The organism is Pseudomonas sp. IT-93MI4 (assembly GCF_949767635.1).
Lineage (GTDB): Bacteria > Pseudomonadota > Gammaproteobacteria > Pseudomonadales > Pseudomonadaceae > Aquipseudomonas > Aquipseudomonas putida_A.
This window is the reverse complement of the sequence record NZ_CATKPP010000033.1, coordinates 312,742-339,509: the sequence shown is the minus strand read 5'-3', so window position 1 is coordinate 339,509 and position 26,768 is coordinate 312,742. Positions and strand designations below refer to the sequence as shown.

Sequence of the window (26,768 nt, the reverse complement as noted above, 5' to 3'; positions counted from 1 at the left end):
CGAATCAAGATGCGGCCATTATCGTGAACATGCCTGAACGAGACCCTGCCATGAGTGAAGAGATTCTGATCAACATCACGCCGATGGAATCGCGCGTGGCGGTGGTCGAAAACGGTGTGCTGCAAGAAGTCCACGTTGAGCGCACGCAAAAACGCGGGATCGTCGGCAACATCTATAAGGGCAAGATTGTCCGGGTGCTGCCGGGCATGCAGGCGGCATTCGTCGACATCGGTCTGGATCGCGCCGCGTTCATTCATGCCTCGGAAATTTCTTTGCGCGAAGGCCCGGCGGTGGAAAGCATCAGCGCGCTGGTGCACGAAGGGCAGAGCCTGGTGGTACAGGTGACCAAGGATCCGATCGGTTCCAAGGGCGCGCGCCTGACCACGCAGCTGTCGATTCCGTCGCGCTATCTGGTGTACATGCCGCGCACCGCCCACGTCGGCATTTCCCTGAAAATCGAAGACGAAGCCGAGCGCGAGCGCCTCAAACAGGTGGTCAGCGATTGTGTGGCCAAGGAAGGAATCAAGGAGGCCGGTGGCTTCATCCTGCGTACCGCCGCCGAAGGTGCCGGGGCCGATGAGATCCTCATGGACATCCGCTACCTGCGCCGTCTGTGGGATCAGATCAATGCGCAGATCCAGACCATCGGCGCGCCAAGTGTGATCTACGAAGACCTCGGTCTGGCCCTGCGCACCTTGCGCGATCTGGTCAGCCCGAAGATCGAGAAAATCCGTATCGACTCCCGGGAAACCTTCCAGAAAACCACGCAGTTCGTCGCCGAACTGATGCCGGAAATCGCCGATCGTCTGGAACACTATCCGGGCGAACGGCCGATTTTCGACCTGTATGGCGTCGAAGACGAAATCCAGAAAGCCCTCGAACGCAAGGTGCCGCTCAAGTCCGGCGGTTATCTGGTGGTCGATCCCGCGGAAGCCATGACCACCATCGACGTCAACACCGGCGCGTTTGTAGGCCATCGCAACCTTGAAGAAACCATCTTCAAGACCAACCTCGAAGCCGCCACCGCGATTGCCCGGCAGATGCGCCTGCGCAATCTGGGCGGGATCATCATCATCGACTTCATCGACATGGAAGATGAGGAGCATCAGCGCCAGGTGCTGCGCACCCTGGAAAAACAGCTCGAACGTGATCACGCCAAGACCAACATCATTGGCATCACCGAGTTGGGCCTGGTGCAGATGACCCGCAAGCGCACCCGTGAAAGCCTTGAGCAAGTGCTGTGCGAGCCGTGCAGCAGTTGCCAGGGCCGGGGCAAGTTGAAGACCCCGGAAACCATCTGTTACGAGATTTTCCGCGAGATTCTTCGCGAAGCCCGCGCCTATCAGGCCGAAGGTTACCGGGTGCTGGCGAACCAGAAAGTGGTGGACCGTTTGCTCGATGAAGAGTCCGGTAACGTCGCCGAGCTTGAAGGGTTCATCGGCCGCACCATACGCTTTCAGGTCGAAACCATGTATTCCCAGGAACAATATGACGTGGTGCTGCTCTGAACCCCTGCAGCACAACTAATCCAAAACGGCTGGCCTCAGCTTTCAGTAGTTTTTTTGCCATGGGAGCCAACTGACATGGAGCGTCTGACACGCATTTTGGCCGCACTGACCCGCTGGGGGCTGGGCCTGTGCGCGTTGGTTCTGGTGTTGATGGCGTTGTACGTCAGCCTCGGTCGGGAACTGACGCCGCTGGTGGCGGAATACCGCACCGATATCGAAGACAAGGCCACCGCCGCACTCGGCATGCCGTTGCAGATCGGCGAACTGGAAGGCAACTGGAGCGGCTTCGCGCCGATTCTGCTGGCCCATGATGTGATGGTCGGTGACGGCGCCAATGCCTTGCGTCTGGATCGGGTGCGCGTGGTGCCTGATCTCTGGGCCAGTCTGCTGGCGCGCGAAGTCCGCATCGCCCACCTGGAACTGAACGGCCTGAAAATCAGCGTCAAGGAAGCGCAGGACGGTACCTGGGCGCTGGAAGGCCTGCCGGTGCAGAACGATCAGCCGCTGGATCCCGAGCAATTGTTCCAACGTTCGCAGATGGTTCAGCAACTGTCGGTGCTCGACAGTCAGGTGACCGTGCAGCCGCTGGATCAGGCGCCGATGACCTTTACCTACGTCGGACTGAATCTGAAAACCGGCAGCAGCCGTCAGCGTCTTGATGCTCGTCTGACCTTGCCCGATGGGCAACCGGTGGCGATGAGCCTGCGTACACGGATTCGCCCCTCTCAATTGCCGAACAGTTCGGTGGAAGGTTATGTCAGCCTGCCGCAAAGCGATTGGTCGAAGTGGCTGCCTGAGCGTGTGACTCAACAGTGGAATTTTTCCGAGATCAAAGCGGGCGGCGAGCTGTGGGTGAACTGGAACGACGGCGCTCTGCAAAGCGCCGCCATCCGTTTGAACGCACCACAGGTGACCGGCGCTTATGCCGAGCGCAAGCCGATCAAGATCAGCAATCTGGCGCTCAACGGCTATTACCAGCGCGATGACGAGGGCGCGATTGTCACTCTCGATTCGCTGGCGATGAACTTCGGCGAGACCCGCTGGGAATCCCATGTGCAGCTCAAGCAGACGGTGGCCACCGATAAAACCGATGAGTTGTGGCACTTGCAGGCCGACCGCCTCGACCTGACACCGATCACGCCGTTGCTCAATGCGCTGGGGCCGTTGCCCGAAAACGTCGCTACGGTCGTCGACCACCTGAAGGTGACGGGTGGACTGCGCAACGTGCTGCTGGATTTTCGTCCCAATGCCACCGACGGCTCGAAATTCGGCTTTGCGGCCAACCTCGATAATGTCGGTTTCGATGCCTATCACGGTGCCCCGGCGGCGCGAAACGTCAGTGGCAGCCTCAGCGGCAACCTCGACGGTGGCGAGTTGCGCCTGGACAGCAAGGATTTCGTCCTGCACCTCGACCCGATCTTCGCCAAGCCATGGCAATACATCCAGGCCAATGCCCGACTGACCTGGAAGCTCGATAAAGAAGGTTTCACCCTGATCGCGCCGTACCTGAAAGTGCTGGGCGAAGAGGGCAAAATTGCCGGCGACTTCCTGATCCGCCTGCACTTCGACCATAGCCAGGAAGACTACATGGACCTGCGCGTCGGGCTGGTCGATGGCGATGGTCGCTACACCGCCAAATACCTGCCCGAAGTCTTGAGTCCGGCCCTCGACGAGTGGCTGCGTACAGCGATCCTCAAGGGCGCCGTGGATCAGGGCTTCTTCCAGTACCAGGGTTCGCTGAGCAAAAACGCCAAGGACGTGGATCGCAGCATCAGCCTGTTCTTCAAGGTGCATGACGCCGAGCTGGCGTTCCAGCCGGGCTGGCCGCACGTGAGCAAGGTCAGCGGCGATGTGTTCATCGAGGACAGCGGCGTGCGCATCGTGGCCGACAAGGGCCAGTTGCTCGACACCCAGGTCAGCGACGTTTTCGTCAACATTCCCCATGTGCCGGCCGGGCAGCCCACCCATCTGTTGCTCGACGGCGGGTTTGCCGGCGGGCTGGGCGATGGCTTGAAGATTCTGCAGACCGCGCCGATCGGTACCGGCGAAACCTTTGCCGGCTGGGAAGGCGAGGGCGATTTGCAGGGCAGGGTCAAACTCGACATTCCGCTGGAAAAGGGCGATCTGCCGAAGATCCTCGTCGATTTCAAAACCGCCAATGCGCGCCTGAAACTGGCTGAGCCGAAGCTGGAACTGAGTCAGCTCAAGGGCGATTTCCGTTTTGACAGCGCCAAGGGGCTGAGCGGGCAGAACATCGCCGCCAGGGCCTTCGACAAGCCGGTGACCGCGCAGATTTTCGCTGATGGCAGCCCGAACAAGCTCAAGACTCGGGTCGCGGCTTCCGGGCAGGTCGAGGTCAAGAAGCTCACTGACTGGCTGGGCGTGACTCAGCCGTTGCCGGTTTCCGGGACCCTTCCGTATCAGTTGCAGGTCAACCTTGACGGCACTGACAGTCAGCTCACTGTCAGCTCCAGCATGAAAGGTGTGGCAGTGGATCTGCCGGCACCGTTCGGCATGTCGGCCGAGCAGGGTCGTGACACGGTGTTCCGCATGACGTTGCAAGGTGCGGAGCGGCGTTACTGGGTCAACTACGATCAACTGGCGAGCTTCACCTTCGCCGCGCCGCCGAGCAATATCGCCGAGGGTCGCGGTGAGCTGTTCCTCGGTACCGGCGACGCACTCCTGCCGGACGCCAAGGGCCTGCGCATTCGCGGTGTGCTGTCGGAGCTGGACGTCGCGCCGTGGCAGGATCTGGTCAGCAAATACGCCGGCAACGATCCGGGCGGCAGTGCCAAACAATTGCTCAACAGTGCCGACTTCAAGGTGGGCAAGCTCACCGCATTCGGCACCACGCTCGATCAGGCCGCCGTGCAGGTCAATCGCAAGCCATGGGCGTGGAATCTGTCGCTCGACAGCCAGCAGGCCAAGGGTTCGGCCAGCCTGCCCGATGCCAAGGGCGCGCCGATCGCGGTCAATCTGCAATACGTACGTCTGCCGGCGCCGGATCCGACGGTGCAGGCCGACGAGAATTCGCCTGATCCGCTGGTTTCGGTCGACCCGACGAAGATTCCCGCGCTGGATATCACCATCAATCAGTTGTTTCTGGGCCAGGATCTGGTGGGCGGCTGGTCGCTCAAGGTTCGACCGACGGCCAAAGGCATTGCCCTGAACAATCTCGATATGGGCCTCAAGGGCATCCTGTTGCAGGGCAATGGCGGCTGGGAAGGGGCGCCGGGTTCGACCAACAGCTGGTTCAAGGGCCGGATCAGCGGCAAGAACCTTGCCGATGTGCTCAAGGGCTGGGGCTTTGCGCCGAGCGTGACCAGTGAAGAGTTCCACATGGATGTCGATGGCCGCTGGCCGGGCTCGCCGGCATGGCTGGCAACCAAGCGCTTCTCCGGCACGCTGGATGCCTCGCTCAATAAAGGTCAGTTCGTTGAAGTGGAGGGCGGCGCGCAGGCGTTGCGGGTGTTCGGTCTGCTCAACTTCAACTCCATCGGCCGTCGTCTGCGTCTGGACTTCTCCGACTTGTTTGGCAAAGGCTTGAGCTACGATCGGGTCAAGGGCCTGTTGGTGGCAAATAACGGCGTGTATGTCACCCGCGAGCCGATTCGTCTGACCGGTCCTTCGAGCAATCTTGAGCTGGACGGTACGCTGGATCTGGTCGGCGATCAGGTCGACGCCAAATTGCTGGTGACCTTGCCGGTGACCAACAACCTGCCGATTGCCGCGTTGATCGTCGGCGCACCGGCGGTCGGCGGGGCGCTGTTCCTGATCGACAAGCTGATCGGCGACCGCGTGGCGCGCTTCGCCAGCGTCAAGTACACCGTCAAAGGCCCGTGGAAAGAGCCGAAAATCACCTTCGACAAGCCTTTTTGAACAGCCACATCCCAGGCCTATGGAGTAGCATGGCCGCATACCTGTTACGGAGTGCGCCATGTCTTTAGCGGTGATTCAAATGGTCAGCCAGAGTGATGTGCTGGCCAATCTGGCGCAGGCTCGACGCCTGCTCGAACAGGCCGCGGCCGGCGGCGCGAAGCTGGCGGTGCTGCCGGAAAACTTCGCCGCCATGGGCCGTCGCGACATCGCCGACATCGGCCGTGCCGAAGCGCTTGGCGAAGGTCCGATCCTGCCATGGTTGAAACAGACCGCCCGCGACCTCAAGTTATGGATAGTGGCCGGCACCTTGCCGTTGCCGCCGCTTGGGCAACCGGACGCCAAGTCGCATGCCTGTTCGCTGCTGGTCAACGATCAGGGTGAAACCGTGGCACGGTATGACAAGTTGCACCTGTTCGATGTTGATGTGGCGGACAATCGCGGGCGGTATCGCGAATCCGATGACTATGCTTATGGCAGTGGCGTGGTGGTCGCAGACACGCCGGTTGGCCGAGTCGGCCTGACCGTGTGTTACGACCTGCGCTTTCCGGAGCTGTACAGCGAATTGCGCGCCGCCGGTGCCGAGTTGATTACCGCCCCGTCGGCCTTCACCGCAGTGACCGGTGCGGCGCATTGGGATGTGCTGATTCGCGCCCGGGCCATCGAGACGCAGTGTTATGTATTGGCGGCAGCGCAGGGCGGGACTCACCCGGGACCGCGTGAAACCTTCGGTCATGCGGCGATTGTCGACCCGTGGGGCCGTGTGCTGGCGCATCAGGATCAAGGCGAGGCGGTATTGTTGGCCGCACGCGACAGTGATGAACAAGCGTCTATCAGGGCGCGAATGCCGGTGACGAGTCATCGGCGGTTTTTCTCGCAGGGCGCCCAGCGGCCTGCTTCAGAACATGAATTTAAGGCGTAAACCTATGAGCGAGTTGTTGTCCTCAGTCAGTGATCACCTGTTGGCGCCCGGCGGCGTGACCATCGAGAGCCTGCAAGGTGTGCTCGGCGATCTGGCCGGCCCGGGCATTGATGCTGCCGATCTGTATTTCCAGGGCCAGATCTCCGAATCGTGGTCGCTGGAAGACGGTATCGTCAAGGAAGGCAGCTTCAACCTCGACCAGGGTGTTGGCGTGCGTGCGCAGTCCGGCGAGAAAACCGGTTTTGCCTACAGCAATGCGATCACCCTTGAGGCCCTCGGCGCTGCGGCCCGTGCCGCGCGTTCGATCTCCCGCGCCGGGCAGAACGGCACGGTGCAGGCGTTCAGCACTCAGGATGTCGCGCAGTTGTATGCGCCGGACAACCCGCTGGAAGTGCTGAGCCGCGCCGAGAAAGTCGAGCTGCTCAAGCGCATCGACGTCGCCACCCGCGCTCTCGATCCACGGATTCAGCAGGTCAGCGTGAGCATGGCCGGGGTCTGGGAACGGATTCTGGTGGCGTCCACCGACGGTGGCCTGGCCGCTGATGTGCGTCCGCTGGTACGTTTCAACGTCAGCGTGATCGTCGAGCAGAATGGGCGTCGCGAGCGCGGCGGACATGGCGGCGGCGGGCGTACCGACTACCGTTATTTCCTCGCCGAAGACCGTGCCATGGGCTATGCCCGTGAAGCACTGCGTCAGGCCCTGGTGAATCTGGAAGCGATTCCGGCACCGGCCGGCACCTTGCCTGTCGTCCTCGGTTCGGGCTGGTCCGGTGTGCTGCTGCACGAAGCGGTCGGTCACGGTCTGGAAGGCGACTTCAACCGCAAGGGCAGTTCGGCCTACAGCGGGCGGATGGGCGAAATGGTTGCCTCCAAGCTCTGCACCATTGTCGATGACGGCACGTTGAGCGGTAGTCGCGGCTCGCTGAGCGTCGACGACGAAGGCACTCCGACCGAGTGCACCACACTGATCGAGAACGGCGTGCTCAAAGGTTACATGCAGGACAAGCTCAATGCGCGTCTGATGGGCGTGGCCCGTACCGGCAACGGTCGTCGCGAGTCCTACGCGCATCTGCCGATGCCGCGCATGACCAACACCTACATGCTCGGAGGCGAGAGCGATCCGGCGGAAATCATCGCGTCGGTGAAGAAGGGCATCTACTGCGCCAACCTTGGCGGCGGTCAGGTCGACATCACCAGCGGCAAGTTCGTGTTCTCCACCAGTGAGGCGTACCTGATCGAGGACGGCAAGATCACCGCGCCGGTCAAGGGCGCGACGTTGATCGGCAACGGCCCCGAGGCGATGAGCCGGGTGTCGATGGTCGGTAACGATCTGGCGCTGGACAGCGGTGTGGGCACGTGCGGCAAGGACGGGCAGTCGGTGCCGGTGGGTGTCGGTCAGCCGACGCTGAAGATCGATGCGATTACCGTGGGTGGCACGGGAGCATAAACAGAGGTGGAGCTGCGGGTGGCGCGCAGGGCGGCCACCCGATGGCGAGTATCAACGCAGGCCGCGTTGGGTATCGTCCAGCTCACGGATGTACTTGAAGATCTTGCGGCTGGAAGCAGGAGGTTTGTTGTGTGCAACCTCGTGCTGAGCCTGACGGATCAGGGAACGCAGTTGCTGGCGATCGGCGTCGGGGTATTCGACGACGAATTTCTCCAGCACGGCATCGTCACCAGCGATCAGGCGGTCACGCCAGCGTTCGAGGTTGTGGAAACGCTCGTTGTACTGACGGGTGGAGGCATCGAGTTGATCGAGCAGGACCAGAATCGCGTCAGTGTCCTGATCGCGCATCAGTTTGCCGATGAACTGCAGGTGCCGTTTACGCGCGATGTTCGCGGTGTGCTTCGGCGCATCAGCCAGGGCCCGGCGCAAGGCGTCGGTCAATGGCAGTTTTGCCTGCAAGTCGGGCTTGAGTGTTGTAAGGCGCTCGCCAAGGTCAACCAGAGCATGCAGCTCGCGTTTGACCTGAGATTTGCTTTTTTCTCCCGTATCGAGGGAGTCGTCGTAAGAATCAACCATGGTGGCAGTCCGCAAAGAAACGCCGCCATGATAACCAGTCGGGGGCCGCTTGTCCGGCCCGGTCGCTCGATGACCCCAGCCGAAAGCAGAATTTGAGTGGAGATGAGCATGAGTGCAGTTCAAAGCGTCGGCCCGCAAGCATTGCCGGCACTGCAGGAACAGGTCGAGCAGATCATCGCCGAAGCCAAGCGTCAGGGAGCCAGTGCCTGCGAAGTCGCGGTGTCGCTGGAGCAGGGTTTGTCGACGTCGGTGCGCCAGCGTGAGGTCGAGACGGTCGAATTCAATCGCGACCAGGGCTTTGGCATCACCCTGTACGTCGGCCAGCGCAAAGGCTCAGCCAGCACGTCCGCCACCGGGCCGGACGCGATTCGTGAAACCGTTGCCGCTGCACTGGCGATCGCCAAACACACCTCTGAAGACGAAGCCTCGGGCCTCGCCGATGCCGCGCTGATGGCCAGGGATGTGCAGGATTTCGACCTGTTCCACGAATGGGACATCACCCCGGAGCAGGCCATCGAGAAGGCGTTGCTCTGTGAAGCCGCCGCGTTCGACGCCGATGCGCGAATCAAGAACGCTGACGGCACCACCCTCAGCACCCATCAGGGCTGCCGTGTATATGGCAACAGCCACGGTTTCATCGGTGGTTACGCGTCGACCCGGCACAGCCTGAGCTGCGTGATGATCGCCGAAGCCGACGGCCAGATGCAGCGCGATTACTGGTATGACGTCAATCGTCAGGGCAGCCTGCTGGCGGATCCGGTGAGCATCGGCCAGCGTGCCGCGCAACGCGCCGCGAGCCGTCTGGGCGCGCGTCCGGTACCGACCTGCGAAGTGCCGGTGCTGTTTTCCGCTGAACTGGCGGGCGGCTTGTTCGGCAGCTTCCTGTCGGCGGTTTCTGGCGGCAGTCTGTATCGCAAATCGTCGTTCCTCGAAGGCACGCTGGGGCAGAAGCTGTTTCCGGAATGGCTGACCATCGACGAGCGTCCGCACCTGATGCGCGCCATGGGCAGTGCGTCCTACGACGGTGATGGTCTGGCCACCTACGCCAAACCGTTTGTCGAGAAGGGCGAGTTGGTGTCGTACATCCTCGGCACGTACTCCGGGCGCAAACTCGGCATGCCGAGCACCGCCAACGCGGGTGGCGTGCACAACCTGTTCGTCACTCACGGTGATGAAGATCAGGCGGCGCTGTTGAAACGCATGGGCCGTGGCCTGTTGGTTACCGAGTTGATGGGCCATGGCTTGAACATGGTCACCGGCGACTATTCGCGTGGGGCGGCGGGGTTCTGGGTCGAGAACGGCGAAATCCAGTTCGCGGTGCAGGAAGTGACCATCGCCGGCAACATGCGCGACATGTTCAAGCAGATCGTCGCAGTCGGTAATGATCTGGAGCTGCGCAGCAATATTCGTACGGGCTCGGTGCTGATCGAGCGCATGACTGTCGCGGGCAGCTAAGCCCCAGCGGTCAGACAAGAAAGGCGCGCCACCTCATCGGGTGGCGCGCCTTTTTTCTTGGCTCCACACAAAACCTTGTGGGAGCGAGCCTGCTCGCGAAAGCGATAGCAGCCTGCTGCAGCAGCGACTGACACGACGCCTTCGCGAGCAGGCTCGCTCCTACAATGGAGTCTGTGTAATCAGGCGCTCTTGTTTTGGTTCTCATTATCATCTAATAATAAATCTCATCTCCGAACGAGTCCCGGATCATGAGTTCTGCCTTGCACGAGCAGCCGTACCTCGAAAGCTGGCGCTGGATGAGTCGCCAGATCCGTTGCGCGATGGATCCTGACGAACCACGCCTGATCGAACATTACCTGGCCGAAGGCCGTTATCTGGCCTGCTGTACGGCGACTTCCCCGTGGACCATCGCTGAAACCTCCTTCCGTTTGTTGATCGACACGGCCACCGATATCGCCTTGCCGTGGCACTGGCGCAGCCTGTGTCTCGATCAAGCCTGGCGGCCGTTGCGTGAAATGGAGCGCCTGTCGCTGTGCAACTGCCGGCTCCAGCGCTGGCAGCGCTACACCTGGCAACTGGCGACCTGCGAGTTGCTTCCCTCGATTCCTCTCATTGAATTAGTCCAAGGATTTACCGATGACCAAGACACGTATTGAGCGCGACAGCATGGGCGAATTGCAGGTGCCGGTGGACGCTCTCTACGGCGCGCAGACCCAGCGCGCAGTGGATAACTTCCCGATCAGCGGCAAGCCGATGCCAACGCAATTCATCCGTGCGCTGATCCTCGCCAAAGCCGCCGCCGCGCGGGCCAACGTCGAGCTCAACCAGCTCAGCGCCGGCCAGGGCAAAGCTATCAGCGATGCCGCGCAAGGCCTGCTCGAAGGCGATTTCATGCAGCATTTCCCGGTGGATATCTTCCAGACCGGCTCCGGCACCAGCTCCAACATGAACGCCAACGAAGTGATCGCGACCCTCGCCAGCCGCCTGCTCGGCGAGCCGGTCAACCCGAACGATCACGTCAACTGCGGCCAGAGCAGCAACGACATCATTCCGACCACCATCCACGTCAGCGCCGCCCTGGCGTTGCACGAACAACTGCTGCCGGCGCTGTTGCATTTGGTGCAGGTCATCGAAAACAAAGCCGAACAGGTGCACCACCACGTCAAAACCGGCCGCACGCACTTGATGGACGCGATGCCGGTGCGCATGAGTCAGGTGCTCAATGGCTGGGCGCAGCAGCTCAAGGCCAACATCGGTCATCTGCAGGACTTGCTGCCGAGCCTGCAATCGCTGGCGCAGGGCGGTACGGCGGTCGGCACCGGGATCAACGCGCATCCGGAGTTTGCCAAGCGTTTCAGTCGCCAGCTCAGCCAACTGACGAATGTGCAATTCACTCCGGGCAAGGATCTGTTCGCCCTGATCGGCTCGCAGGACACCGCCGTCGCCGTCTCTGGTCAGCTCAAGGCCACCGCCGTGTCGCTGATGAAAATTGCCAATGACCTGCGCTGGATGAACTCTGGTCCGCTCGCCGGCCTTGGCGAGATCGAGCTGGAAGCCCTGCAACCGGGTTCGTCGATCATGCCGGGCAAGGTTAATCCGGTGATCCCGGAAGCCACCGCCATGGTCGCCGCACAAGTGATCGGCAACGACTCGGTGATCACCATCGCCGGCCAGTCGGGCAATTTCGAACTGAACGTGATGCTGCCGATCATCGCCCAGAACCTGCTGAGCAGCATCGAACTGCTGGCCAATGCCAGTCGTCTGCTCGGCGACAAGGCCATCGCCAGCTTCAAGGTCAATGAGTCGCGGCTCAAGGAAGCGCTGTCGCGCAACCCGATTCTGGTCACCGCGCTCAACCCGATCATCGGCTACCAGAAAGCCGCCGAAATCGCCAAGCAGGCCTACAGACAAGGGCGCCCGGTGATCGACGTCGCGCTGGAACATACCGATCTGTCCCGCAGCCAACTGGAAGAGTTGCTCAACCCCGAGAAACTCACCGCCGGCGGCGTGTAAACCCCGCAACCGCTTTGGAGGCTCACCATGGAGCACTGGAAACGCACGATCGAACGGGCTAATCGCTGCTTCATGCTGGGCGAGCTGATTGATGCCCGCGAGGCTTACCTGCAAGCCCTGGCGCTGGCGCAAGTATTGTTCGAGCGCTGGGCAGATGCCGATGAAGCGGTGGCGGCCTGCGTCATCTCCCACCACAACCTGGCGGATCTGCACTTGCGCCTGAATCAGCCGGAGGAGAGCGCCGAGTACCTCTGTGCGATTCATCAGCGGCTGTTGCAGACCATGCAGGACGAGCGCCTGCGTCCCGCTCTGCGGGAAGCGGCGTTGCGCCAGAGCAGCAAGACCTACGTCGAACTGCTGAATTTCATCAGCGAGCACGGCGAATACCCGCGCACCCAGCGCCTGCTGCACCCGGACACCGGCAACGCACGCCGCGCGTCAGCCTCACATCATCATGGAGTCCACTGAAATGGCTTTTACCTTGCCTGCCTTGCCTTACGCCTACGATGCCCTGGAACCGCACATCGATGCGCAAACCATGGAGATCCACTACACCAAGCACCACCAGACCTACATCAACAACCTCAATGCCGCCGTCGAAGGCACTGAGTACGCCGAATGGCCGGTGGAAAAACTGGTCGCCAGCGTTCAGCAGTTGCCGGAAAAACTCCGCGCGGCCGTGATCAATCAGGGTGGCGGGCATGCCAACCATTCGCTGTTCTGGGAAGTCATGGTGCCCAACGGCGGTGGCAAGCCGGACGGCGCGCTGGCCAAGGCGATTGACGACCAACTGGGCGGTCTCGACAGCTTCAAGGACGCCTTTACCAAAGCCGCGTTGACCCGTTTCGGCAGCGGCTGGGCCTGGCTCAGCGTGACCCCGGAGAAAAAACTGGTCGTGGAAAGTAGCGGCAATCAGGACAGCCCGTTGATGAACGGCAACACGCCGATTCTCGGTCTGGATGTTTGGGAACACGCCTACTACCTGCGTTACCAAAACCGTCGCCCGGAATACATCAACGCGTTCTACAACGTGATCAACTGGCCGGAAGTTGCTGCGCGCTACCAGGCTGCACTGGTTTAAGTCTTCTATAAAAACAATCCAGGGCTGACTATGGGCACTGAAACACTGGCGATTGGCGGTGGGCGCATGTTTCGTTACGCGGTCGGGTCGCTGTTGCTGCTGGCGGGCATGACCCTGCTGGCCGTGCACGGGCTGGAATGGCTGGATCTGCAGCCGCGATTGTCACGCGCATTGCAGGGCGGCGCGATCTGCGCCCTCGGCACGGCGCTCGGCGCGGTGCCGGTGCTGGTGATCCGGCGTATGCCGCAGAGGCTCAGCGATACGCTACTGGGTTTCGGCGCCGGTGTGATGCTGGCGGCGACCGCGTTTTCGCTGATCGTGCCGGGTATCGCTGCTGCCGAAAGTCTGGGCCTGACACCGTGGGCCGCCAGCGGGTTGATCTGCTTCGGCATCATGCTCGGTGCGTTCGCTCTGTATCTGGTGGATCTGAAACTGTCCGGCGCCTCACCGGAAATGCTCGTCGGTACCCCCGAGCACCCGGTGATTCCGCCGCGCATCTGGCTGTTCGTCTTCGCCATCATTGCTCACAACATCCCGGAAGGCATGGCGGTGGGGGTGTCTGCTGGCGGCGGCATGCCGGATGCCGACAGTCTGGCGATGGGCATCGCCTTGCAGGATGTGCCAGAGGGATTGGTGATTGCGCTGGTACTGGCGGGGGCGGGAATGTCGCGGGTCAAGGCATTCTTGATCGGCGCGGCGTCAGGACTGGTCGAGCCGGTGTTTGCACTGCTCTGTGCCTGGCTGGTCAGTCTGGCGGAGCTGTTATTGCCGTTGGGGCTGGCGCTGGCGGCGGGGGCGATGTTGCTGGTGGTGACGCACGAAGTCATTCCGGAATCGCGCCGCAATGGTCATGACATGCTGGCCAGTCTTGGCTTGCTGATCGGGTTTTGTCTGATGATGGTGATGGATACGGCGTTGGGTTGAATACCAAAAGATCGCAGCCTGCGGCAGCTGTTGCCAAGGCTGCGATCTTCGGTGCTGGGCTGTCAGCCCCCTTCATCGAAGTAGTTGTTGATCAGCTCCACCAAAGCAACCATGGCCTCCTCAGCCTGTTCGCCTTCGGTGCTCAAATGGATCTTGGTGCCCTTGCCGGCCGCGAGCATCATCATCGCCATGATGCTTTTGCCGTCTACTGCTGTCTCGGGTGTGCGACCGACTCTTATCGTGGTCTCCGGAAACTTGCCGGCCACGCCGACGAATTTGGCCGATGCCCGGGCATGCAGACCCAATTTGTTGATGATTTCGATTTCACGAGCAGGCATCGCGGTGTGAATCCTTTAAGTGAGGTCGCGGTGGCGAACCTGGACGTTCTTCAGGGTTTTCTGCAGGGCCTGACCCAGACGTTCAGTCAGGTAAACGGAACGGTGATGCCCGCCGGTGCAGCCAATGGCAATGGTGACATAGGCGCGGTTACTCGCAGCAAAGCGTGGCAGCCATTTGTTCAAGTAGCCGAAGATGTCCTGGAACATCTCCTCAACCTCCGGTTGTGCAGCCAGGTACTCGGCGACAGGTGCGTCTAGACCCGATTGTGCACGCAGTTCCGGTTTCCAGTAAGGATTGGGCAGGCAGCGCACATCGAACACCAGATCCGCGTCCACCGGCATGCCGCGCTTGAAGCCGAACGACTCGACCAGAAACGCCGTGCCCGGCTCCGGCTGGTTCAACAGTCGCAGCTTGATGGTGTCACGCAACTGGTACAGATTGAGATTGGTGGTGTTGACCTTGAGGTCGGCCAGATCGGCGATCGGGCCGAGCAGGGCGGTCTCATCGTTGATTGCCTCGGCCAGCGAGCGATCGGCATTGCTCAACGGATGGCGCCGGCGGGTTTCCGAAAAGCGCTTGAGCAGGGTTTCATCGTCGGCATCCAGATACAACACATCGCACTGGATGTGCCGGGCCCGGACTTCTTCAAGCAGCTCAGGGAAACGCGACAGGTGGCTCGGCAGATTGCGTGCATCGATCGACACGGCCACCAGCGGCTGGGCCAGTTCGGTGTGAATCAGGGCGCGTTCGGCGAGCTCCGGCAGCAGACCGGCCGGCAGGTTGTCGATGCAGTAGTAGCCGTTGTCCTCAAGGACATTCAGGGCGGTACTTTTACCCGAGCCGGAGCGGCCGCTGACGATGATCAAGCGCATGATTAATGACCGTTCTGCTCGCTCAGGACGACCTGATACAAGGCTTCGTTGCTCGGTGCGCTGCGCAGTTTTTCGCGCACTTCCTTGCGATCGAGCATGCTGGCGATCTGGCGCAGTAATTCCAGGTGGGCATCGGTGGCAGCTTCCGGGACCAGCAGTACAAACAGCAGGTCGACCGGTGCGCCGTCGATGGCATCGAAATCGATGGGGGCATCAAGATGCATCAACGCGCTGATAGGCGCTTCGCAGCCTTTGAGGCGACAGTGGGGAATGGCGATGCCGTTGCCGAAACCGGTGGATCCGAGTTTCTCACGGGCTACCAGGCTCTCGAAAACATCCTGCATGGCCAGATCCGGCACTTCTTTATGGATGAGGTTGGCAATCTGTTCGAGGGCTTTCTTTTTACTGCCGCCCGGCACGTTCACCAGGGAACGGCCGGGGGTCAGGATACTTTCAAGTCGGATCATGGGTTGGGAGTGTTAACGACCTGTCGCGCCCTGGAGGAGGCTCTGGGTCTTTTCCTTATGCTTTTTGAGTTGGCGATCCAGCTTGTCGGTCAGTGAGTCGATCGCAGCGTACATGTCGGTATCTTCTGCGTTGGCGACCACTTCGCTGCCGGGTATATGCAAGGTGGCTTCGATTTTCTGCTTGAGCTTTTCGACGCACATCGTGACTTGCACGTTGGTGATCTTGTCGAAATGGCGCTCCAATCGTTCGAGTTTCTCGTTGATGTAGGTGCGCAGAGGTTCGGTCACTTCCAGTTGGTGTCCACTGATGTTGACTTGCATACAGCTTCTCCTTCGTTGCCAGTGCATAAAGCGGCAGGCCGAAGAGCCTGCCACTGGAACGCTGTAACGTGGCTTACATCAACCGCTTGCGTTCGCTCGAAGGCGCGATCCCGAGGGATTCGCGGTACTTGGCGACGGTGCGGCGAGCCACCTGAATGCCTTGTGCCTCCAGTAAACCAGCGATCTTGCTGTCACTCAACGGCTTTTTCTGATTTTCCGCCGCAACCAGTTTTTTGATGATCGCGCGGATCGCCGTCGACGAGCATTCACCGCCTTCGGAGGTGCTGACGTGGCTGGAGAAAAAGTATTTCAGTTCATAAATACCGCGCGGGGTATGCATGAATTTCTGCGTGGTGACCCGGGAAATCGTCGATTCGTGCATGCCGACCGCCTCGGCGATGTCATGCAGGACCAACGGCTTCATGGCTTCATCGCCATACTCCAGGAAGCCGCGCTGATGCTCGACGATCTGGGTGGCCACCTTCATCAGGGTTTCGTTGCGGCTTTGCAGGCTCTTGATGAACCAGCGTGCCTCTTGCAACTGGTTGCGCATGAAGGTGTTGTCGGCGCTGGTGTCGGCGCGACGGACGAAACCGGCGTACTGCGCGTTAACCCGCAGACGGGGCACTGACTCCTGATTCAGCTCGACCAGCCAGCGTTCGTTATCCTTGCGCACAATGACGTCGGGCACCACGTACTCGGCTTCGGTCGATTCGATCTGCGAGCCCGGACGCGGATTGAGGCTTTGCACCAGTTCGATGACCTGACGCAACTCGTCTTCCTTGAGCTTCATACGCCGCATCAACTGGCTGTAGTCGCGACTGCCGAGCAGATCGATGTAATCGCTGACCAGACGTTTGGCTTCGTTGAGCCACGGGGTCTTGGCCGGGAGCTGACGCAGTTGCAGCAGCAGGCATTCGCCGAGGTTGCGCGCGCCGATACCGGCCGGTTCGAACTGCTGAATGCGGTGCAGAACGGCTTCGATCTCGTCCAGCTCGATGTCGAGCTCCGGATCAAAGGCGTCGAGAATTTCTTCGAGGGTTTCGTCGAGGTAGCCCTGATTGTTGATGCAATCGATCAGGGTCACGGCGATCAGGCGGTCGGTGTCGGACATCGGCGCCAGGTTCAATTGCCACAGCAGATGGCTTTGCAGGCTTTCGCCGGCGGACGTGCGGGTGGTGAAGTCCCACTCGTCGTCATCGCTGCTGGGCAGGCTGCTGGCGCTGGTCTGGTAGACGTCTTCCCAGGCGGTATCAACGGGCAGTTCGTTAGGAATGCGCTCGTTCCATTCGCCATCTTCCAGATTGTCCACCGTCGGGGCGGCTTCCTGATAGGACGGTTCCTGAATGTCGGTGTTGGGTTTTTGTTCGGCGTTGTCGGCCAAAGGATCGGTATTGTCGAAGTCGTCGCCTTCTTCCTGGCGTTCGAGCATCGGATTGGATTCCAGGGCCTCCTGGATTTCCTGTTGCAGGTCCAGGGTCGACAATTGGAGCAGGCGGATGGCCTGTTGCAGCTGCGGTGTCATCGTCAGCTGCTGGCCCATTCTCAAGACTAGCGATGGTTTCATGGCAGGGGCTTAACACCTTATTCGCCGGCGCGCATGCGCCATCCACTACAGGGCGCCGGAGCGCCAAACTTAAGCAAATTATATGCCTGAAACTGTCGTGTTTGCCTAGAGCGCTGTAACAATAAAAGCGTATAAAACTTTGTTGACGCATCGCGTCGGAGCACGGTGAACATCTTTGAGGCGTCGTGTCTGCCCAGAGCGCTGTAACAATAAAAGCGTATAAAAGCCTGCTTCATCGATACAGCACCCGGAGGCTGGCCAAGTGCCTTGGTGCTTACAGGCGGAACTCGTGGCCCAGGTACACTTCCTTCACCAGATCGTTGGCGAGGATGGTCGCCGCATCGCCTTCCGCGATCAGTTGACCGTCGTTGACGATGTAGGCGGTTTCGCAGATATCCAGGGTCTCACGCACGTTGTGGTCGGTGATAAGAACACCGATGCCCTTGGCCTTGAGGTGATGGATGATCTGCTTGATGTCGCCGACCGAAATCGGGTCGACACCGGCGAACGGTTCGTCGAGCAGGATGAATTTCGGTGCGGTCGCCAGGGCGCGGGCGATTTCCACCCGGCGGCGTTCACCACCGGACAGGCTCATGCCGAGGTTGTCGCGGATGTGGCTGATGTGGAATTCCTGCAGCAGGCTTTCCAGTTCCTTGCGACGACCGGCCTTGTCGAGTTCCGTGCGGGTTTCGAGGATGGCCATGATGTTATCGGCCACCGACAGTTTGCGGAAGATCGACGCTTCTTGCGGCAGATAGCCGATACCGGCCTTGGCACGGCCGTGCATCGGCTGATGGCTGACGTCCAGATCATCGATCAGTACGCGACCCTGATCGGCCTGCACCAGACCGACGATCATGTAGAAGCAGGTGGTCTTGCCGGCGCCGTTCGGGCCGAGCAGGCCAACGATCTGACCGCTGTCGATCGACAGGCTGACGTCGCGCACAACCTGGCGGCTTTTATAGGCCTTGGCCAGGTGTTGAGCTTTCAGAGTTGCCATTACTGGGTTTTCTCGTCGGTTTTCTTCTTCGGCTGGATCACCATGTCGATACGCGGACGCGCTTCGGTGACTTTGCTGCCGGTAGCGCGACCGGCACTGGCCAGTTTCTTCACCGTGTCATAGACGATTTTCTCGCCCTGAGTGGTGTTGTTGTCCTTGTCGACAACCTTGGCCTTGTCGATCAGCACGACGCGGTTTTGCGCGGCGTGGTACTGAATCGTCACGCCCCAGCCCTGAACAGGCTTGGCGTCACCCTGGGTTTGCAGTTGCTCGAAGTAGGCAAGGTTGCCCACCGAGGTCACCACGTCGATATCGCCGGTCGGAGTACGGGTGATGGTCACCGTATTGCCCTTAACGATCATCGAGCCCTGGGTGATGATCACATCACCTTTATAGGTGGCGATGCCGTTCTTGTCGTCCAGCTGGGCGTCGTCGGCCTGAATGCGGATAGGTTGCTGCTGATCGTTCGGCAGAGCCCAGGCGCTCACGCTTCCCAGTGCTGCGCCCAGACTGAGCAAAATAGGGAGGGTTTTAACGAGCCTCATACTGTCCTCTTACGTTCGATTGCAGGTGTATCCTGCTTTCCTTCAAATACGCCTTCATTCCCACGCCAGTCGATACACCGCCAGCGCCGTCGATTCTAACGGGTTGCTCGGTCTGCGCATATTGCTGCTGAGGGAACACCGTCATGCGTGTGCTGGTGATCAGGGTGTCGCGTTTCTTTTCATCGGTGCGCTTGATGCGTACCGAGTCGATCAATTCTACCTGCGTTCCGTCCGGATTCACTTCGCCGCGCTCGCTGGTCACGTGCCACGGAAACTCGGTGCCGCGATACATGTTGAGGTCGGGTTTTGTAACCAGGGTCACATCCGTCGCTTTCAGGTGTTCGGCCTTGTCCGACGTCATTTCGTACTGCACTTTGCCGTCCGGCAGATATTGCAGGGTATGCGTATTGGTGGCGTACCAGTCGATGGCAGTGTCTTCGACCTTGGCCACAGGCTTGTCGAGGAAACGTTCCGGACTGATGTTCCAGTAGCCGACCGCCGCAAACATCGCAGCGATGCAGCCGAACAGCAGGAAGTTGCGAAATTTTTTGCTAAACATGATTTGGCTCACAGGTACGCGGCGTTGGCCGCATCAAGGCGGCCCTGGGCGCGCAGGATCAATTCGCAGAATTCACGGGCGGCACCTTCGCCACCGCGGGCCCGAGTGACGCCATGGGCGTGTTCGCGCACGAAGTCGGCAGCATTGGCAACGGCCATGCCCAGGCCTACGCGGCGGATCACCGGCAAGTCAGGCAGGTCGTCACCCAGGTAGGCGACCTGTTCATAGCTTAGGCCCAGTTGCGCCAGCAGGCCGTCCAGAACCACCAATTTGTCTTCGCGACCCTGAAACAGGTGCGGGATACCGAGGTTCTTCGCCCGGCGTTCAACCACCGGGGTCTTGCGGCCACTGATGATGGCAGTCTCGACACCGGCATTCATCAGCATCTTGATGCCCTGGCCGTCGAGGGTGTTGAAGGTCTTGAATTCGCTGCCGTCTTCGAGGAAGTACAGGCGCCCGTCGGTGAGGACGCCGTCGACGTCGAACACCGCCAGTTTGATCGCTTTGCCGCGTTGCAGCAGATCGGTGGTCATTACATCACTCCTGCACGCAGCAGATCGGAGAGGTTGAAGGCGCCGATCGGGCGATCTTCTTCATCTACGACCACCAGTGCGTTGATTCGGTGGTCTTCCATGATTTTCAGGGCTTCGGCGGCGAGCATCTCGGGCCGTGCGGTCTTGCCGTGTGCGGTCATGACCTGGTCGATGGTGGCGCTGCGGATGTCGATGCTGCGGTCCAGCGTGCGGCGCAAATCGCCGTCGGTGAAGATTCCGGCCAGTTTGCCATCGGCTTCAACGATCGCGGTCATGCCCAGACCCTTGCGGGTCATTTCCATGAGCGCGTCCTTGAGCAGGGTGCCGCGCTGCACTTGCGGCAGCTCTTGCCCGGCATGCATGACGTTTTCCACTTTCAGCAGCAGGCGTCGACCCAGAGCGCCGCCCGGGTGTGAAAAAGCAAAATCTTCGGCGGTGAAACCACGCGCTTCCAGCAGCGCCACGGCCAGGGCATCACCCATGACCAGTGCCGCCGTGGTCGAGGAAGTCGGTGCCAGGTTCAGTGGGCAGGCTTCGTGTTCGACATGAACGTTGAGATTGACTTCGGCAGCTTTGGCCAATGGCGACTGCGGATTGCCAGTCAGACTGATCAACTGGATGCCGAGGCGCTTGATCAATGGCAGCAGGGTGACGATTTCGTTGGTCGAGCCGGAGTTGGAGAGGGCGAGGATCACGTCGTCGCGGGTGATCATGCCCATGTCGCCATGGCTGGCTTCGGCCGGGTGGACGAAAAATGCCGGGGTGCCGGTGCTGGCCAGGGTCGCGGCAATCTTGTTGCCGACGTGCCCGGATTTGCCCATGCCGACCACGACCACACGGCCTTTGCTGGCCAGAATCATCTCGCAAGCGCGTACGAAATCGGCGTCGATATGGGGCAACAAGCCTTGTACGGCTTCCACTTCGAGGCGAATGGTGCGTTGTGCCGATTGAATCAGGTCGCTGGATTGGCTCATGTCAGAAATCGTATAGCCCGATGAAAAGGCGGCGATTATAGCGGTTATGTTGAAAAGCCTCACGCAAGTTCGTCGTGCTTTGTCATTCCGCGTCAGCAAAACCCCGAAAAAGTGCCGTCAGGCCTGTCATATCGTTGAACGCGGAGGGGCGGGGCCTTGGGCGCTTGGCGTTTGCAGTGATATAGTTCGCCGCCAGTTCGGCCTGCCCGGGAGGTATGTGCTTTCTGCGGAAAGCCAGGCGTCCGAGTGAGAGGCTGCATCGCAAGGAGTTTAGATGAGTGCCGATAACGCCTACGCGGTCGAGCTGAAGGGAGTCTCCTTCAAGCGCGGTGCGCGCAGCATTTTCAATAACGTCGATATTCGCATCCCGCGTGGCAAGGTTACCGGCATCATGGGACCTTCCGGGTGCGGCAAGACCACTTTGTTGCGCTTGATGGGGGCACAGTTGCGTCCTTCCAGCGGCGAAGTCTGGGTCAACGGCCAGAACCTGCCGACGCTGTCGCGCAGTGATCTGTTCGATGCGCGCAAGCACATGGGCGTGCTGTTTCAAAGCGGCGCGCTGTTCACCGATCTCGATGTCTTCGAGAACGTCGCTTTCCCCCTGCGCGTTCATACCCAATTGCCGGATGAAATGATCCGCGACATCGTCCTGCTCAAATTGCAGGCGGTCGGTTTGCGCGGTGCCATCGAGCTGATGCCCGACGAGCTGTCCGGCGGCATGAAGCGTCGGGTCGCCCTGGCCCGGGCGATTGCGCTCGATCCGCAGATTCTCATGTATGACGAGCCTTTCGTCGGCCAGGATCCGATCGCCATGGGCGTGCTGGTACGCCTGATCCGTCTGCTCAACGATGCGCTGGGGATCACCAGTATCGTGGTCTCCCACGATCTGGCCGAAACCGCGAGCATCGCTGACTACATCTATGTAGTGGGTGATGGTCAGGTGCTGGGGCAGGGTACGCCGGACGAGTTGATGAATTCGGATGAGCCGCGTATTCGCCAGTTCATGACCGGCAACCCCGATGGCCCGGTGCCGTATCATTTTCCAGCGACGGATTACCGCGCAGATCTTCTGGGGAAGCGCTAATGCGCAGAATTTCACTAATAGAACGCGTACGCCGGTTCGGCGAGGCGGCGATCGACGCCGTCGCGGTGTTTGGCCGCGCGACCCTGTTCCTGTTTCACGCCCTGCTCGGTCGTGGCGGTATCAGCGGCGGTTTCGGCCTGCTGGTCAAGCAGTTGCATTCGGTCGGCGTGATGTCGCTGGTGATCATCGTCGTGTCGGGGATTTTCATCGGCATGGTGCTGGCGCTGCAGGGCTTCAGTATTCTGTCGAGCTACGGTTCGGAGCAGGCGGTGGGGCAGATGGTGGCCCTGACGTTGCTGCGTGAACTGGGGCCTGTCGTGACGGCGTTGCTGTTTGCCGGGCGTGCCGGTTCGGCGCTGACCGCAGAAATTGGCAACATGAAGTCCACCGAACAGCTTTCCAGCCTGGAAATGATCGGTGTCGATCCGCTCAAATACATTATTGCCCCGCGTCTGTGGGCCGGTTTCATTTCCCTGCCGGTGCTGGCGATGATTTTCAGCGTGGTGGGAATCTGGGGCGGTTCGTGGGTGGCTGTCGACTGGCTTGGCGTGTATGAAGGCTCCTACTGGGCGAACATGCAGAACAGCGTGAACTTCACCAGCGATGTGCTCAACGGCGTCATCAAAAGTGTCGTTTTCGCCTTCGTCGTGACCTGGATCGCCGTATTCCAAGGCTATGACTGTGAGCCCACTTCCGAGGGCATCAGTCGCGCCACCACCAAGACCGTGGTATTCGCCTCGCTGGCGGTACTGGGCCTGGACTTTATTCTGACCGCTTTGATGTTTGGAGATTTCTGATGCAAAACCGCACCCTGGAAATCGGTGTCGGCCTGTTCCTGCTGGCAGGGATCCTGGCTTTGTTGCTACTGGCTCTGCGGGTCAGTGGCCTGTCTCCGACTTCGACCACCGACACCTATAAACTGTATGCCTACTTCGACAATATCGCCGGTTTGACGGTCAGAGCCAAAGTGACCATGGCTGGCGTAACCATCGGCAAGGTCACGGCCATCGATCTGGATCGCGACAGCTTCACCGGTCGGGTAACCCTGCAAGTGGATAAAAAGGTCGACAACCTGCCGACCGACTCCACAGCGTCTATCCTGACCGCTGGCCTGTTGGGCGAGAAGTACATCGGTATCAGCGTGGGCGGCGAAGACACCCGTCTGAAGGATGGTGGAACCATCCACGACACCCAGTCGTCTCTGGTACTGGAAGACCTGATCGGTAAATTCCTGCTCAATACCGTTAGCAAAGACGCCAAATGAGGAGCTTTTGAATGATCTCTACCTTGCGACGTGGCCTGTTGGTGTTGCTTGCGGCACTGCCGATGCTGGCTAACGCTGCGCCCGGACAGTCGGCGCACGACCTGATTCAGGACACCACGAACCGGATGCTGGCCGACTTGTCGGCCAATAAAGAGAAGTACAAGAAGGATCCGCAGGACTTCTACACGGCGCTGAACACCATCGTCGGACCTGTGGTGGATGCCGAAGGCATTTCCAAGAGCATCATGACGGTCAAGTATTCGCGCAAGGCCACGCCGGCGCAGATGCAGACCTTCCAGGAAAACTTCAAGCGCGGCCTGTTCCAGTTCTATGGCAATGCCTTGCTCGAATACAACAACCAGGGCATCACGGTTGATCCGGCCAAGGATGAGTCCGGCGATCGCACCAGCGTCGGCATGACCGTCAAGGGCAACAACGGCGCGATCTACCCTGTGCAGTACACGCTGGAGAAGATCAATGGCGAGTGGAAACTGCGCAATGTGATCATCAACGGCATCAACATCGGTAAGCTGTTCCGTGATCAGTTCGCCGACGCGATGCAGCGCAATGGCAACGATCTGGACAAGACCATCAACAATTGGGCTGGCGAAGTGGCCAAGGCCAAGGAAACCACCGAGAAAGCTGCCGAGAAGCCAGCGCAATGAATGAGGCGGCAGTTCGTATGAGTGATGTCGACGAGCTATTGCTCAGCGGAGTGCTGGACTATCGCACAGGTCCCGACCTGCGCAAGGAAGGCCAGGCGCTGATCAAGTCCAGCAAGGCGGCATCGCTGGTCATCGATTGCTCGGCAGTGAAGAAGTCCAGCAGCGTCGGTTTGTCGTTGCTGCTGTGCTTCATGCGCGATGCCCAGGCGGCCGGCAAGGCCGTCAGCATCCGTGCGATGCCGGAAGACATGCGCGAAATCGCTCAGGTCAGTGAACTGACCGAGTTGCTGGCGCACCCCTGAACCCGCATCGATAAACAAGCCCCCCGTCAGAGTCCTGCCAATGCGGGGTTCGCAGGCGCGGGGCTTTTTTGTATGATGTCCGACCCGTGCGCACAGGGCGCCGATTGAGGTTGAGCATGCAGGCCGTAGAAGTGAAGAGCTTCCTTGAAGGAAAGCTGCCAGGAACGCAGGTGGAAGTTGAAGGCGAAGGCTGCAACTTCCAGCTGAACGTGATTAGTGATGAACTGGCGGCGTTGAGCCCGGTCAAGCGTCAGCAAAGCATCTATGCCCATTTGAACCCTTGGATCGCCGATGGCAGCATCCACGCGGTCACTATGAAATTTTTCAGCAGCGCGGCCTGGGCCGAGCGCACCTGAGCCCTAGGGCGTCGAGATTCTTATGGATAAATTGATTATTACCGGTGGCGTTCGTCTTGATGGCGAAATCCGTATCTCCGGGGCGAAGAACTCCGCCCTGCCGATTCTGGCTGCCACCCTGCTGTGCGATGGCCCGGTGACCGTTGGCAACCTGCCGCACCTGCACGACATCACCACCATGATCGAGCTGTTCGGTCGCATGGGCATCGAGCCGGTGATCGACGAGAAACTCAGCGTCGAAATCGACCCACGCACCATCAAGACCCTGATCGCGCCGTACGAACTGGTGAAAACCATGCGTGCCTCGATCCTGGTACTGGGCCCGATGGTTGCGCGTTTCGGTGAAGCCGAAGTCGCCCTGCCTGGCGGTTGCGCGATCGGTTCGCGTCCGGTCGACCTGCACATTCGTGGCCTCGAAGCCATGGGCGCGGTGATCGACGTCGAAGGCGGCTACATCAAGGCCAAGGCGCCTGAAGGCGGTCTGCGCGGTGCGCACTTCTTCTTCGATACCGTCAGCGTGACCGGTACCGAAAACATCATGATGGCAGCCGCCCTGGCCAAGGGTCGCAGCGTGCTGCAGAACGCTGCGCGCGAGCCTGAAGTGGTTGACCTGGCGAACTTCCTCAACGCCATGGGCGCCAAGGTATCCGGCGCCGGTACCGACACCATCACCATCGATGGCGTCGAGCGTCTGGGTTCGTGCTTCTACAAAGTCATGCCCGACCGTATCGAAACCGGCACCTACCTGGTGGCCGCTGCGGTCACCGGTGGCCGCGTGAAGGTCAAGGACACTGATCCGACCATTCTTGAAGCGGTCCTGGAAAAGCTCCGTGAGTCCGGTGCGGAAATCACCTGCGGTGAAGACTGGATCGAGCTGAACATGCACGGCAAGCGCCCGAAAGCGGTCAACGTGCGTACCGCGCCGTACCCGGCGTTCCCGACCGACATGCAGGCGCAGTTCATCTCGCTCAACGCCATTGCCGAAGGCACCGGTGCAGTGATCGAGACGATCTTCGAAAACCGTTTCATGCACGTGTACGAACTGCACCGCATGGGCGCCAGGATCCAGGTCGAAGGCAACACCGCGATCGTCACCGGTACTGAAGTCCTGAAGGGCGCGCCAGTGATGGCCACCGACCTGCGTGCTTCGGCCAGCCTGGTGATCTCGGCACTGGTTGCTGAAGGCGACACCCTGATCGACCGCATCTACCACATAGACCGTGGTTACGAGTGCATCGAAGAAAAACTGCAGATGCTGGGCGCCAAGATCCGTCGCGTTCCGGGCTGATTGCTGCATGCGGACACAGGGACGTGTCCACTGAATTTGTTTCGAGTCGAGCCGGTATCCGGCTCGATGTGTGTCCGGCGCCGATTGCGACCGGACATGAGTACCTTGATAAGGACTGACGTTTCCCATGTTGACCATCGCACTGTCCAAGGGCCGCATCCTTGACGACACTCTGCCGCTTCTCGCTGAAGCGGGCATCGTGCCGACCGAGAATCCGGACAAGAGCCGCAAGCTGATCATCCCCACCACTCAGGATGACGTACGTCTGTTGATCGTGCGTGCCACCGACGTGCCGACCTACGTCGAGCATGGCGCGGCCGACCTTGGCGTCGCCGGTAAAGACGTGTTGATGGAATACACCGGCCAGGGCCTGTACGAGCCGCTGGATCTGCAGATTGCCCAGTGCAAGCTGATGACCGCCGGCAAGATCGGTGCGCCGGAACCCAAGGGCCGTCTGCGCGTGGCGACCAAGTTCGTCAATGTCGCCAAGCGTTACTACGCCGAACAGGGTCGTCAGGTCGATATCATCAAGCTCTACGGCTCGATGGAGCTGGCGCCGCTGATCGGTCTGGCCGACAAGATCATCGACGTGGTCGACACCGGCAACACCCTGCGCGCCAATGGCCTGGAGCCTCAGGAACTGATCGCCACGATCAGCTCGCGCCTGGTGGTCAACAAGGCTTCGATGAAGATGCAACACGCCCGAATCCAGGCGTTGATCGATACCCTGCGCAACGCAGTGGAATCGCGACACCGCGGCTGATGTACCTGCGCGACCCTTGGTCGCGCCGTCTATCCGCCTCATAGCCAGAATTCTCAGGTGCCCAAGC

At 60.3% G+C, this 26,768-nt stretch carries 29 protein-coding genes; 18 read left to right on the top strand and 11 right to left on the bottom strand.

The features are described from left to right. The first annotated feature begins 50 nt into the window (after positions 1-50). The 4 genes from rng (at position 51) to tldD (ending at position 7,753) form a co-directional block, all read left to right on the top strand. The gene (gene rng / locus ACM6I7_RS16135) at positions 51-1,508 is read left to right on the top strand and encodes a ribonuclease G (protein WP_007961585.1); all 1,458 of its coding nucleotides are present in this window, start codon (positions 51-53) and stop codon (positions 1,506-1,508) included. A 75-nt stretch (positions 1,509-1,583) separates the two neighbouring features. Next, a complete protein-coding gene (locus ACM6I7_RS16130; protein WP_414888864.1) occupies positions 1,584-5,387 on the top strand; it encodes a YhdP family protein in 3,804 nt (1,267 codons plus the stop codon). 58 nt (positions 5,388-5,445) lie between these two features. Beyond that, positions 5,446-6,306 carry a carbon-nitrogen hydrolase family protein gene (locus ACM6I7_RS16125; RefSeq protein ID WP_096795350.1) on the top strand — a complete coding sequence of 287 codons (861 nt, stop codon included), beginning with the start codon at positions 5,446-5,448 and terminating at the stop codon, positions 6,304-6,306. Between the two features lie 4 nt (positions 6,307-6,310). Further along, positions 6,311-7,753 carry a metalloprotease TldD gene (gene tldD / locus ACM6I7_RS16120; protein WP_414888863.1) on the top strand — a complete coding sequence of 481 codons (1,443 nt, stop codon included), beginning with the start codon at positions 6,311-6,313 and terminating at the stop codon, positions 7,751-7,753. Positions 7,754-7,804: 51 nt separating this feature from the next. Here the strand turns inward: tldD and yjgA are convergent, their stop codons facing one another. Next, positions 7,805-8,329, bottom strand: a complete 525-nt coding sequence (gene yjgA, locus ACM6I7_RS16115; RefSeq protein ID WP_007961589.1) for a ribosome biogenesis factor YjgA — start codon at positions 8,327-8,329, stop codon at positions 7,805-7,807. Positions 8,330-8,437: 108 nt separating this feature from the next. On the opposite strand from yjgA, the gene pmbA reads away from it, so the two are divergent. From pmbA to ACM6I7_RS16085, 6 genes are all read left to right on the top strand, one after another. Continuing rightward, complete coding sequence (gene pmbA / locus ACM6I7_RS16110; RefSeq protein ID WP_027610838.1) at positions 8,438-9,784, top strand: metalloprotease PmbA; 1,347 nt, start codon at positions 8,438-8,440, stop codon at positions 9,782-9,784. Positions 9,785-10,032: 248 nt separating this feature from the next. Further along, complete coding sequence (locus ACM6I7_RS16105) at positions 10,033-10,440, top strand: hypothetical protein (protein WP_007967195.1); 408 nt, start codon at positions 10,033-10,035, stop codon at positions 10,438-10,440. Continuing rightward, positions 10,421-11,797, top strand: a complete 1,377-nt coding sequence (locus tag ACM6I7_RS16100) for a class II fumarate hydratase (protein WP_027610840.1) — start codon at positions 10,421-10,423, stop codon at positions 11,795-11,797. The genes ACM6I7_RS16105 and ACM6I7_RS16100 overlap by 20 nt, the downstream gene beginning before the upstream one ends. Before the next feature lie 27 nt (positions 11,798-11,824). Continuing rightward, a complete protein-coding gene (locus ACM6I7_RS16095; RefSeq protein ID WP_007967199.1) occupies positions 11,825-12,265 on the top strand; it encodes a hypothetical protein in 441 nt (146 codons plus the stop codon). A gap of 1 nt (position 12,266) precedes the next feature. Further along, complete coding sequence (locus tag ACM6I7_RS16090; RefSeq protein WP_103369140.1) at positions 12,267-12,878, top strand: superoxide dismutase; 612 nt, start codon at positions 12,267-12,269, stop codon at positions 12,876-12,878. A 30-nt stretch (positions 12,879-12,908) separates the two neighbouring features. Further along, positions 12,909-13,802 (top strand): ZIP family metal transporter, encoded by an 894-nt coding sequence (locus ACM6I7_RS16085; RefSeq protein WP_285375546.1) that lies wholly within the window; start codon positions 12,909-12,911, stop codon positions 13,800-13,802. A gap of 62 nt (positions 13,803-13,864) precedes the next feature. Here the strand turns inward: ACM6I7_RS16085 and ACM6I7_RS16080 are convergent, their stop codons facing one another. From ACM6I7_RS16080 to ACM6I7_RS16035, 10 genes are all read right to left on the bottom strand, one after another. Beyond that, on the bottom strand, positions 13,865-14,140 hold the full coding sequence (locus ACM6I7_RS16080) for an HPr family phosphocarrier protein (protein ID WP_027610843.1): 276 nt from the start codon (positions 14,138-14,140) through the stop codon (positions 13,865-13,867). Between the two features lie 15 nt (positions 14,141-14,155). After that, entirely contained in the window at positions 14,156-15,013 is an 858-nt protein-coding gene (gene rapZ / locus ACM6I7_RS16075; RefSeq protein WP_414888862.1) for an RNase adapter RapZ, read from the bottom strand. A 2-nt stretch (positions 15,014-15,015) separates the two neighbouring features. Further along, positions 15,016-15,480, bottom strand: a complete 465-nt coding sequence (gene ptsN, locus ACM6I7_RS16070) for a PTS IIA-like nitrogen regulatory protein PtsN (RefSeq protein WP_027610845.1) — start codon at positions 15,478-15,480, stop codon at positions 15,016-15,018. Positions 15,481-15,492: 12 nt separating this feature from the next. After that, entirely contained in the window at positions 15,493-15,801 is a 309-nt protein-coding gene (gene hpf, locus ACM6I7_RS16065) for a ribosome hibernation-promoting factor, HPF/YfiA family (RefSeq protein WP_025109458.1), read from the bottom strand. 73 nt (positions 15,802-15,874) lie between these two features. After that, the gene (locus ACM6I7_RS16060; protein ID WP_027610846.1) at positions 15,875-17,368 is read right to left on the bottom strand and encodes an RNA polymerase factor sigma-54; all 1,494 of its coding nucleotides are present in this window, start codon (positions 17,366-17,368) and stop codon (positions 15,875-15,877) included. A 274-nt stretch (positions 17,369-17,642) separates the two neighbouring features. Next, entirely contained in the window at positions 17,643-18,368 is a 726-nt protein-coding gene (gene lptB / locus ACM6I7_RS16055) for an LPS export ABC transporter ATP-binding protein (protein WP_007967211.1), read from the bottom strand. Continuing rightward, the gene (gene lptA / locus ACM6I7_RS16050; RefSeq protein ID WP_096795357.1) at positions 18,368-18,913 is read right to left on the bottom strand and encodes a lipopolysaccharide transport periplasmic protein LptA; all 546 of its coding nucleotides are present in this window, start codon (positions 18,911-18,913) and stop codon (positions 18,368-18,370) included. Before lptA ends, lptB begins: the two co-directional genes overlap by 1 nt. Then, the gene (lptC, locus tag ACM6I7_RS16045) at positions 18,900-19,472 is read right to left on the bottom strand and encodes an LPS export ABC transporter periplasmic protein LptC (protein ID WP_027610848.1); all 573 of its coding nucleotides are present in this window, start codon (positions 19,470-19,472) and stop codon (positions 18,900-18,902) included. The genes lptA and lptC overlap by 14 nt, the downstream gene beginning before the upstream one ends. A gap of 8 nt (positions 19,473-19,480) precedes the next feature. Continuing rightward, complete coding sequence (locus tag ACM6I7_RS16040; protein ID WP_007967216.1) at positions 19,481-20,005, bottom strand: KdsC family phosphatase; 525 nt, start codon at positions 20,003-20,005, stop codon at positions 19,481-19,483. Next, positions 20,005-20,979, bottom strand: coding sequence for a KpsF/GutQ family sugar-phosphate isomerase (locus tag ACM6I7_RS16035; protein WP_027610849.1), 975 nt, complete (start codon positions 20,977-20,979; stop codon positions 20,005-20,007). Before ACM6I7_RS16035 ends, ACM6I7_RS16040 begins: the two co-directional genes overlap by 1 nt. Before the next feature lie 274 nt (positions 20,980-21,253). On the opposite strand from ACM6I7_RS16035, the gene ACM6I7_RS16030 reads away from it, so the two are divergent. The 8 genes from ACM6I7_RS16030 to hisG all read left to right on the top strand — a co-directional run bounded on the left by ACM6I7_RS16030 (position 21,254) and on the right by hisG (position 26,701). Then, positions 21,254-22,063, top strand: a complete 810-nt coding sequence (locus ACM6I7_RS16030; RefSeq protein WP_003221703.1) for an ATP-binding cassette domain-containing protein — start codon at positions 21,254-21,256, stop codon at positions 22,061-22,063. Next, positions 22,063-22,860, top strand: coding sequence for a lipid asymmetry maintenance ABC transporter permease subunit MlaE (gene mlaE / locus ACM6I7_RS16025; protein WP_027610851.1), 798 nt, complete (start codon positions 22,063-22,065; stop codon positions 22,858-22,860). Before ACM6I7_RS16030 ends, mlaE begins: the two co-directional genes overlap by 1 nt. After that, positions 22,860-23,327 (top strand): outer membrane lipid asymmetry maintenance protein MlaD, encoded by a 468-nt coding sequence (mlaD, locus tag ACM6I7_RS16020; protein ID WP_007967220.1) that lies wholly within the window; start codon positions 22,860-22,862, stop codon positions 23,325-23,327. Before mlaE ends, mlaD begins: the two co-directional genes overlap by 1 nt. An 11-nt stretch (positions 23,328-23,338) precedes the next feature. Continuing rightward, positions 23,339-23,992 carry a phospholipid-binding protein MlaC gene (locus ACM6I7_RS16015; protein ID WP_096795359.1) on the top strand — a complete coding sequence of 218 codons (654 nt, stop codon included), beginning with the start codon at positions 23,339-23,341 and terminating at the stop codon, positions 23,990-23,992. Then, positions 23,989-24,294 (top strand): lipid asymmetry maintenance protein MlaB, encoded by a 306-nt coding sequence (locus ACM6I7_RS16010; protein WP_027610853.1) that lies wholly within the window; start codon positions 23,989-23,991, stop codon positions 24,292-24,294. The genes ACM6I7_RS16015 and ACM6I7_RS16010 overlap by 4 nt, the downstream gene beginning before the upstream one ends. Positions 24,295-24,410: 116 nt before the next feature. Next, complete coding sequence (locus ACM6I7_RS16005; RefSeq protein WP_007953556.1) at positions 24,411-24,650, top strand: BolA family protein; 240 nt, start codon at positions 24,411-24,413, stop codon at positions 24,648-24,650. A 22-nt stretch (positions 24,651-24,672) separates the two neighbouring features. Then, positions 24,673-25,938, top strand: a complete 1,266-nt coding sequence (murA, locus tag ACM6I7_RS16000) for a UDP-N-acetylglucosamine 1-carboxyvinyltransferase (protein ID WP_027610854.1) — start codon at positions 24,673-24,675, stop codon at positions 25,936-25,938. Between the two features lie 127 nt (positions 25,939-26,065). After that, entirely contained in the window at positions 26,066-26,701 is a 636-nt protein-coding gene (hisG, locus tag ACM6I7_RS15995) for an ATP phosphoribosyltransferase (protein WP_007912384.1), read from the top strand. The last annotated feature ends 67 nt before the right edge of the window (positions 26,702-26,768 follow it).

Bases quoted from the DNA above. Each gene is read 5' to 3' on its own strand.
- ACM6I7_RS16100 (WP_027610840.1), top strand. From the start codon at position 10,421: ATGACCAAGACACGTATTGAGCGCGACAGCATGGGCGAATTGCAGGTG.
- mlaD (WP_007967220.1), top strand. From the start codon at position 22,860: ATGCAAAACCGCACCCTGGAAATCGGTGTCGGCCTGTTCCTGCTGGCA.
- tldD (WP_414888863.1), top strand. From the start codon at position 6,311: ATGAGCGAGTTGTTGTCCTCAGTCAGTGATCACCTGTTGGCGCCCGGC.
- ACM6I7_RS16060 (WP_027610846.1), bottom strand. From the start codon at position 17,368: ATGAAACCATCGCTAGTCTTGAGAATGGGCCAGCAGCTGACGATGACA.
- lptC (WP_027610848.1), bottom strand. From the start codon at position 19,472: ATGTTTAGCAAAAAATTTCGCAACTTCCTGCTGTTCGGCTGCATCGCT.
- ACM6I7_RS16080 (WP_027610843.1), bottom strand. From the start codon at position 14,140: ATGCCTGCTCGTGAAATCGAAATCATCAACAAATTGGGTCTGCATGCC.
- ACM6I7_RS16125 (WP_096795350.1), top strand. From the start codon at position 5,446: ATGTCTTTAGCGGTGATTCAAATGGTCAGCCAGAGTGATGTGCTGGCC.
- lptB (WP_007967211.1), bottom strand. From the start codon at position 18,368: ATGGCAACTCTGAAAGCTCAACACCTGGCCAAGGCCTATAAAAGCCGC.
- ACM6I7_RS16030 (WP_003221703.1), top strand. From the start codon at position 21,254: ATGAGTGCCGATAACGCCTACGCGGTCGAGCTGAAGGGAGTCTCCTTC.
- hisG (WP_007912384.1), top strand. From the start codon at position 26,066: ATGTTGACCATCGCACTGTCCAAGGGCCGCATCCTTGACGACACTCTG.
- rapZ (WP_414888862.1), bottom strand. From the start codon at position 15,013: ATGCGCTTGATCATCGTCAGCGGCCGCTCCGGCTCGGGTAAAAGTACC.
- mlaE (WP_027610851.1), top strand. From the start codon at position 22,063: ATGCGCAGAATTTCACTAATAGAACGCGTACGCCGGTTCGGCGAGGCG.
- ACM6I7_RS16035 (WP_027610849.1), bottom strand. From the start codon at position 20,979: ATGAGCCAATCCAGCGACCTGATTCAATCGGCACAACGCACCATTCGC.
- ACM6I7_RS16005 (WP_007953556.1), top strand. From the start codon at position 24,411: ATGCAGGCCGTAGAAGTGAAGAGCTTCCTTGAAGGAAAGCTGCCAGGA.
- ACM6I7_RS16130 (WP_414888864.1), top strand. From the start codon at position 1,584: ATGGAGCGTCTGACACGCATTTTGGCCGCACTGACCCGCTGGGGGCTG.
- ACM6I7_RS16010 (WP_027610853.1), top strand. From the start codon at position 23,989: ATGAATGAGGCGGCAGTTCGTATGAGTGATGTCGACGAGCTATTGCTC.
- ptsN (WP_027610845.1), bottom strand. From the start codon at position 15,480: ATGATCCGACTTGAAAGTATCCTGACCCCCGGCCGTTCCCTGGTGAAC.
- ACM6I7_RS16095 (WP_007967199.1), top strand. From the start codon at position 11,825: ATGGAGCACTGGAAACGCACGATCGAACGGGCTAATCGCTGCTTCATG.
- lptA (WP_096795357.1), bottom strand. From the start codon at position 18,913: ATGAGGCTCGTTAAAACCCTCCCTATTTTGCTCAGTCTGGGCGCAGCA.
- ACM6I7_RS16090 (WP_103369140.1), top strand. From the start codon at position 12,267: ATGGCTTTTACCTTGCCTGCCTTGCCTTACGCCTACGATGCCCTGGAA.
- murA (WP_027610854.1), top strand. From the start codon at position 24,673: ATGGATAAATTGATTATTACCGGTGGCGTTCGTCTTGATGGCGAAATC.
- ACM6I7_RS16040 (WP_007967216.1), bottom strand. From the start codon at position 20,005: ATGACCACCGATCTGCTGCAACGCGGCAAAGCGATCAAACTGGCGGTG.
- hpf (WP_025109458.1), bottom strand. From the start codon at position 15,801: ATGCAAGTCAACATCAGTGGACACCAACTGGAAGTGACCGAACCTCTG.
- pmbA (WP_027610838.1), top strand. From the start codon at position 8,438: ATGAGTGCAGTTCAAAGCGTCGGCCCGCAAGCATTGCCGGCACTGCAG.
- yjgA (WP_007961589.1), bottom strand. From the start codon at position 8,329: ATGGTTGATTCTTACGACGACTCCCTCGATACGGGAGAAAAAAGCAAA.
- ACM6I7_RS16015 (WP_096795359.1), top strand. From the start codon at position 23,339: ATGATCTCTACCTTGCGACGTGGCCTGTTGGTGTTGCTTGCGGCACTG.
- rng (WP_007961585.1), top strand. From the start codon at position 51: ATGAGTGAAGAGATTCTGATCAACATCACGCCGATGGAATCGCGCGTG.
- ACM6I7_RS16105 (WP_007967195.1), top strand. From the start codon at position 10,033: ATGAGTTCTGCCTTGCACGAGCAGCCGTACCTCGAAAGCTGGCGCTGG.
- ACM6I7_RS16085 (WP_285375546.1), top strand. From the start codon at position 12,909: ATGGGCACTGAAACACTGGCGATTGGCGGTGGGCGCATGTTTCGTTAC.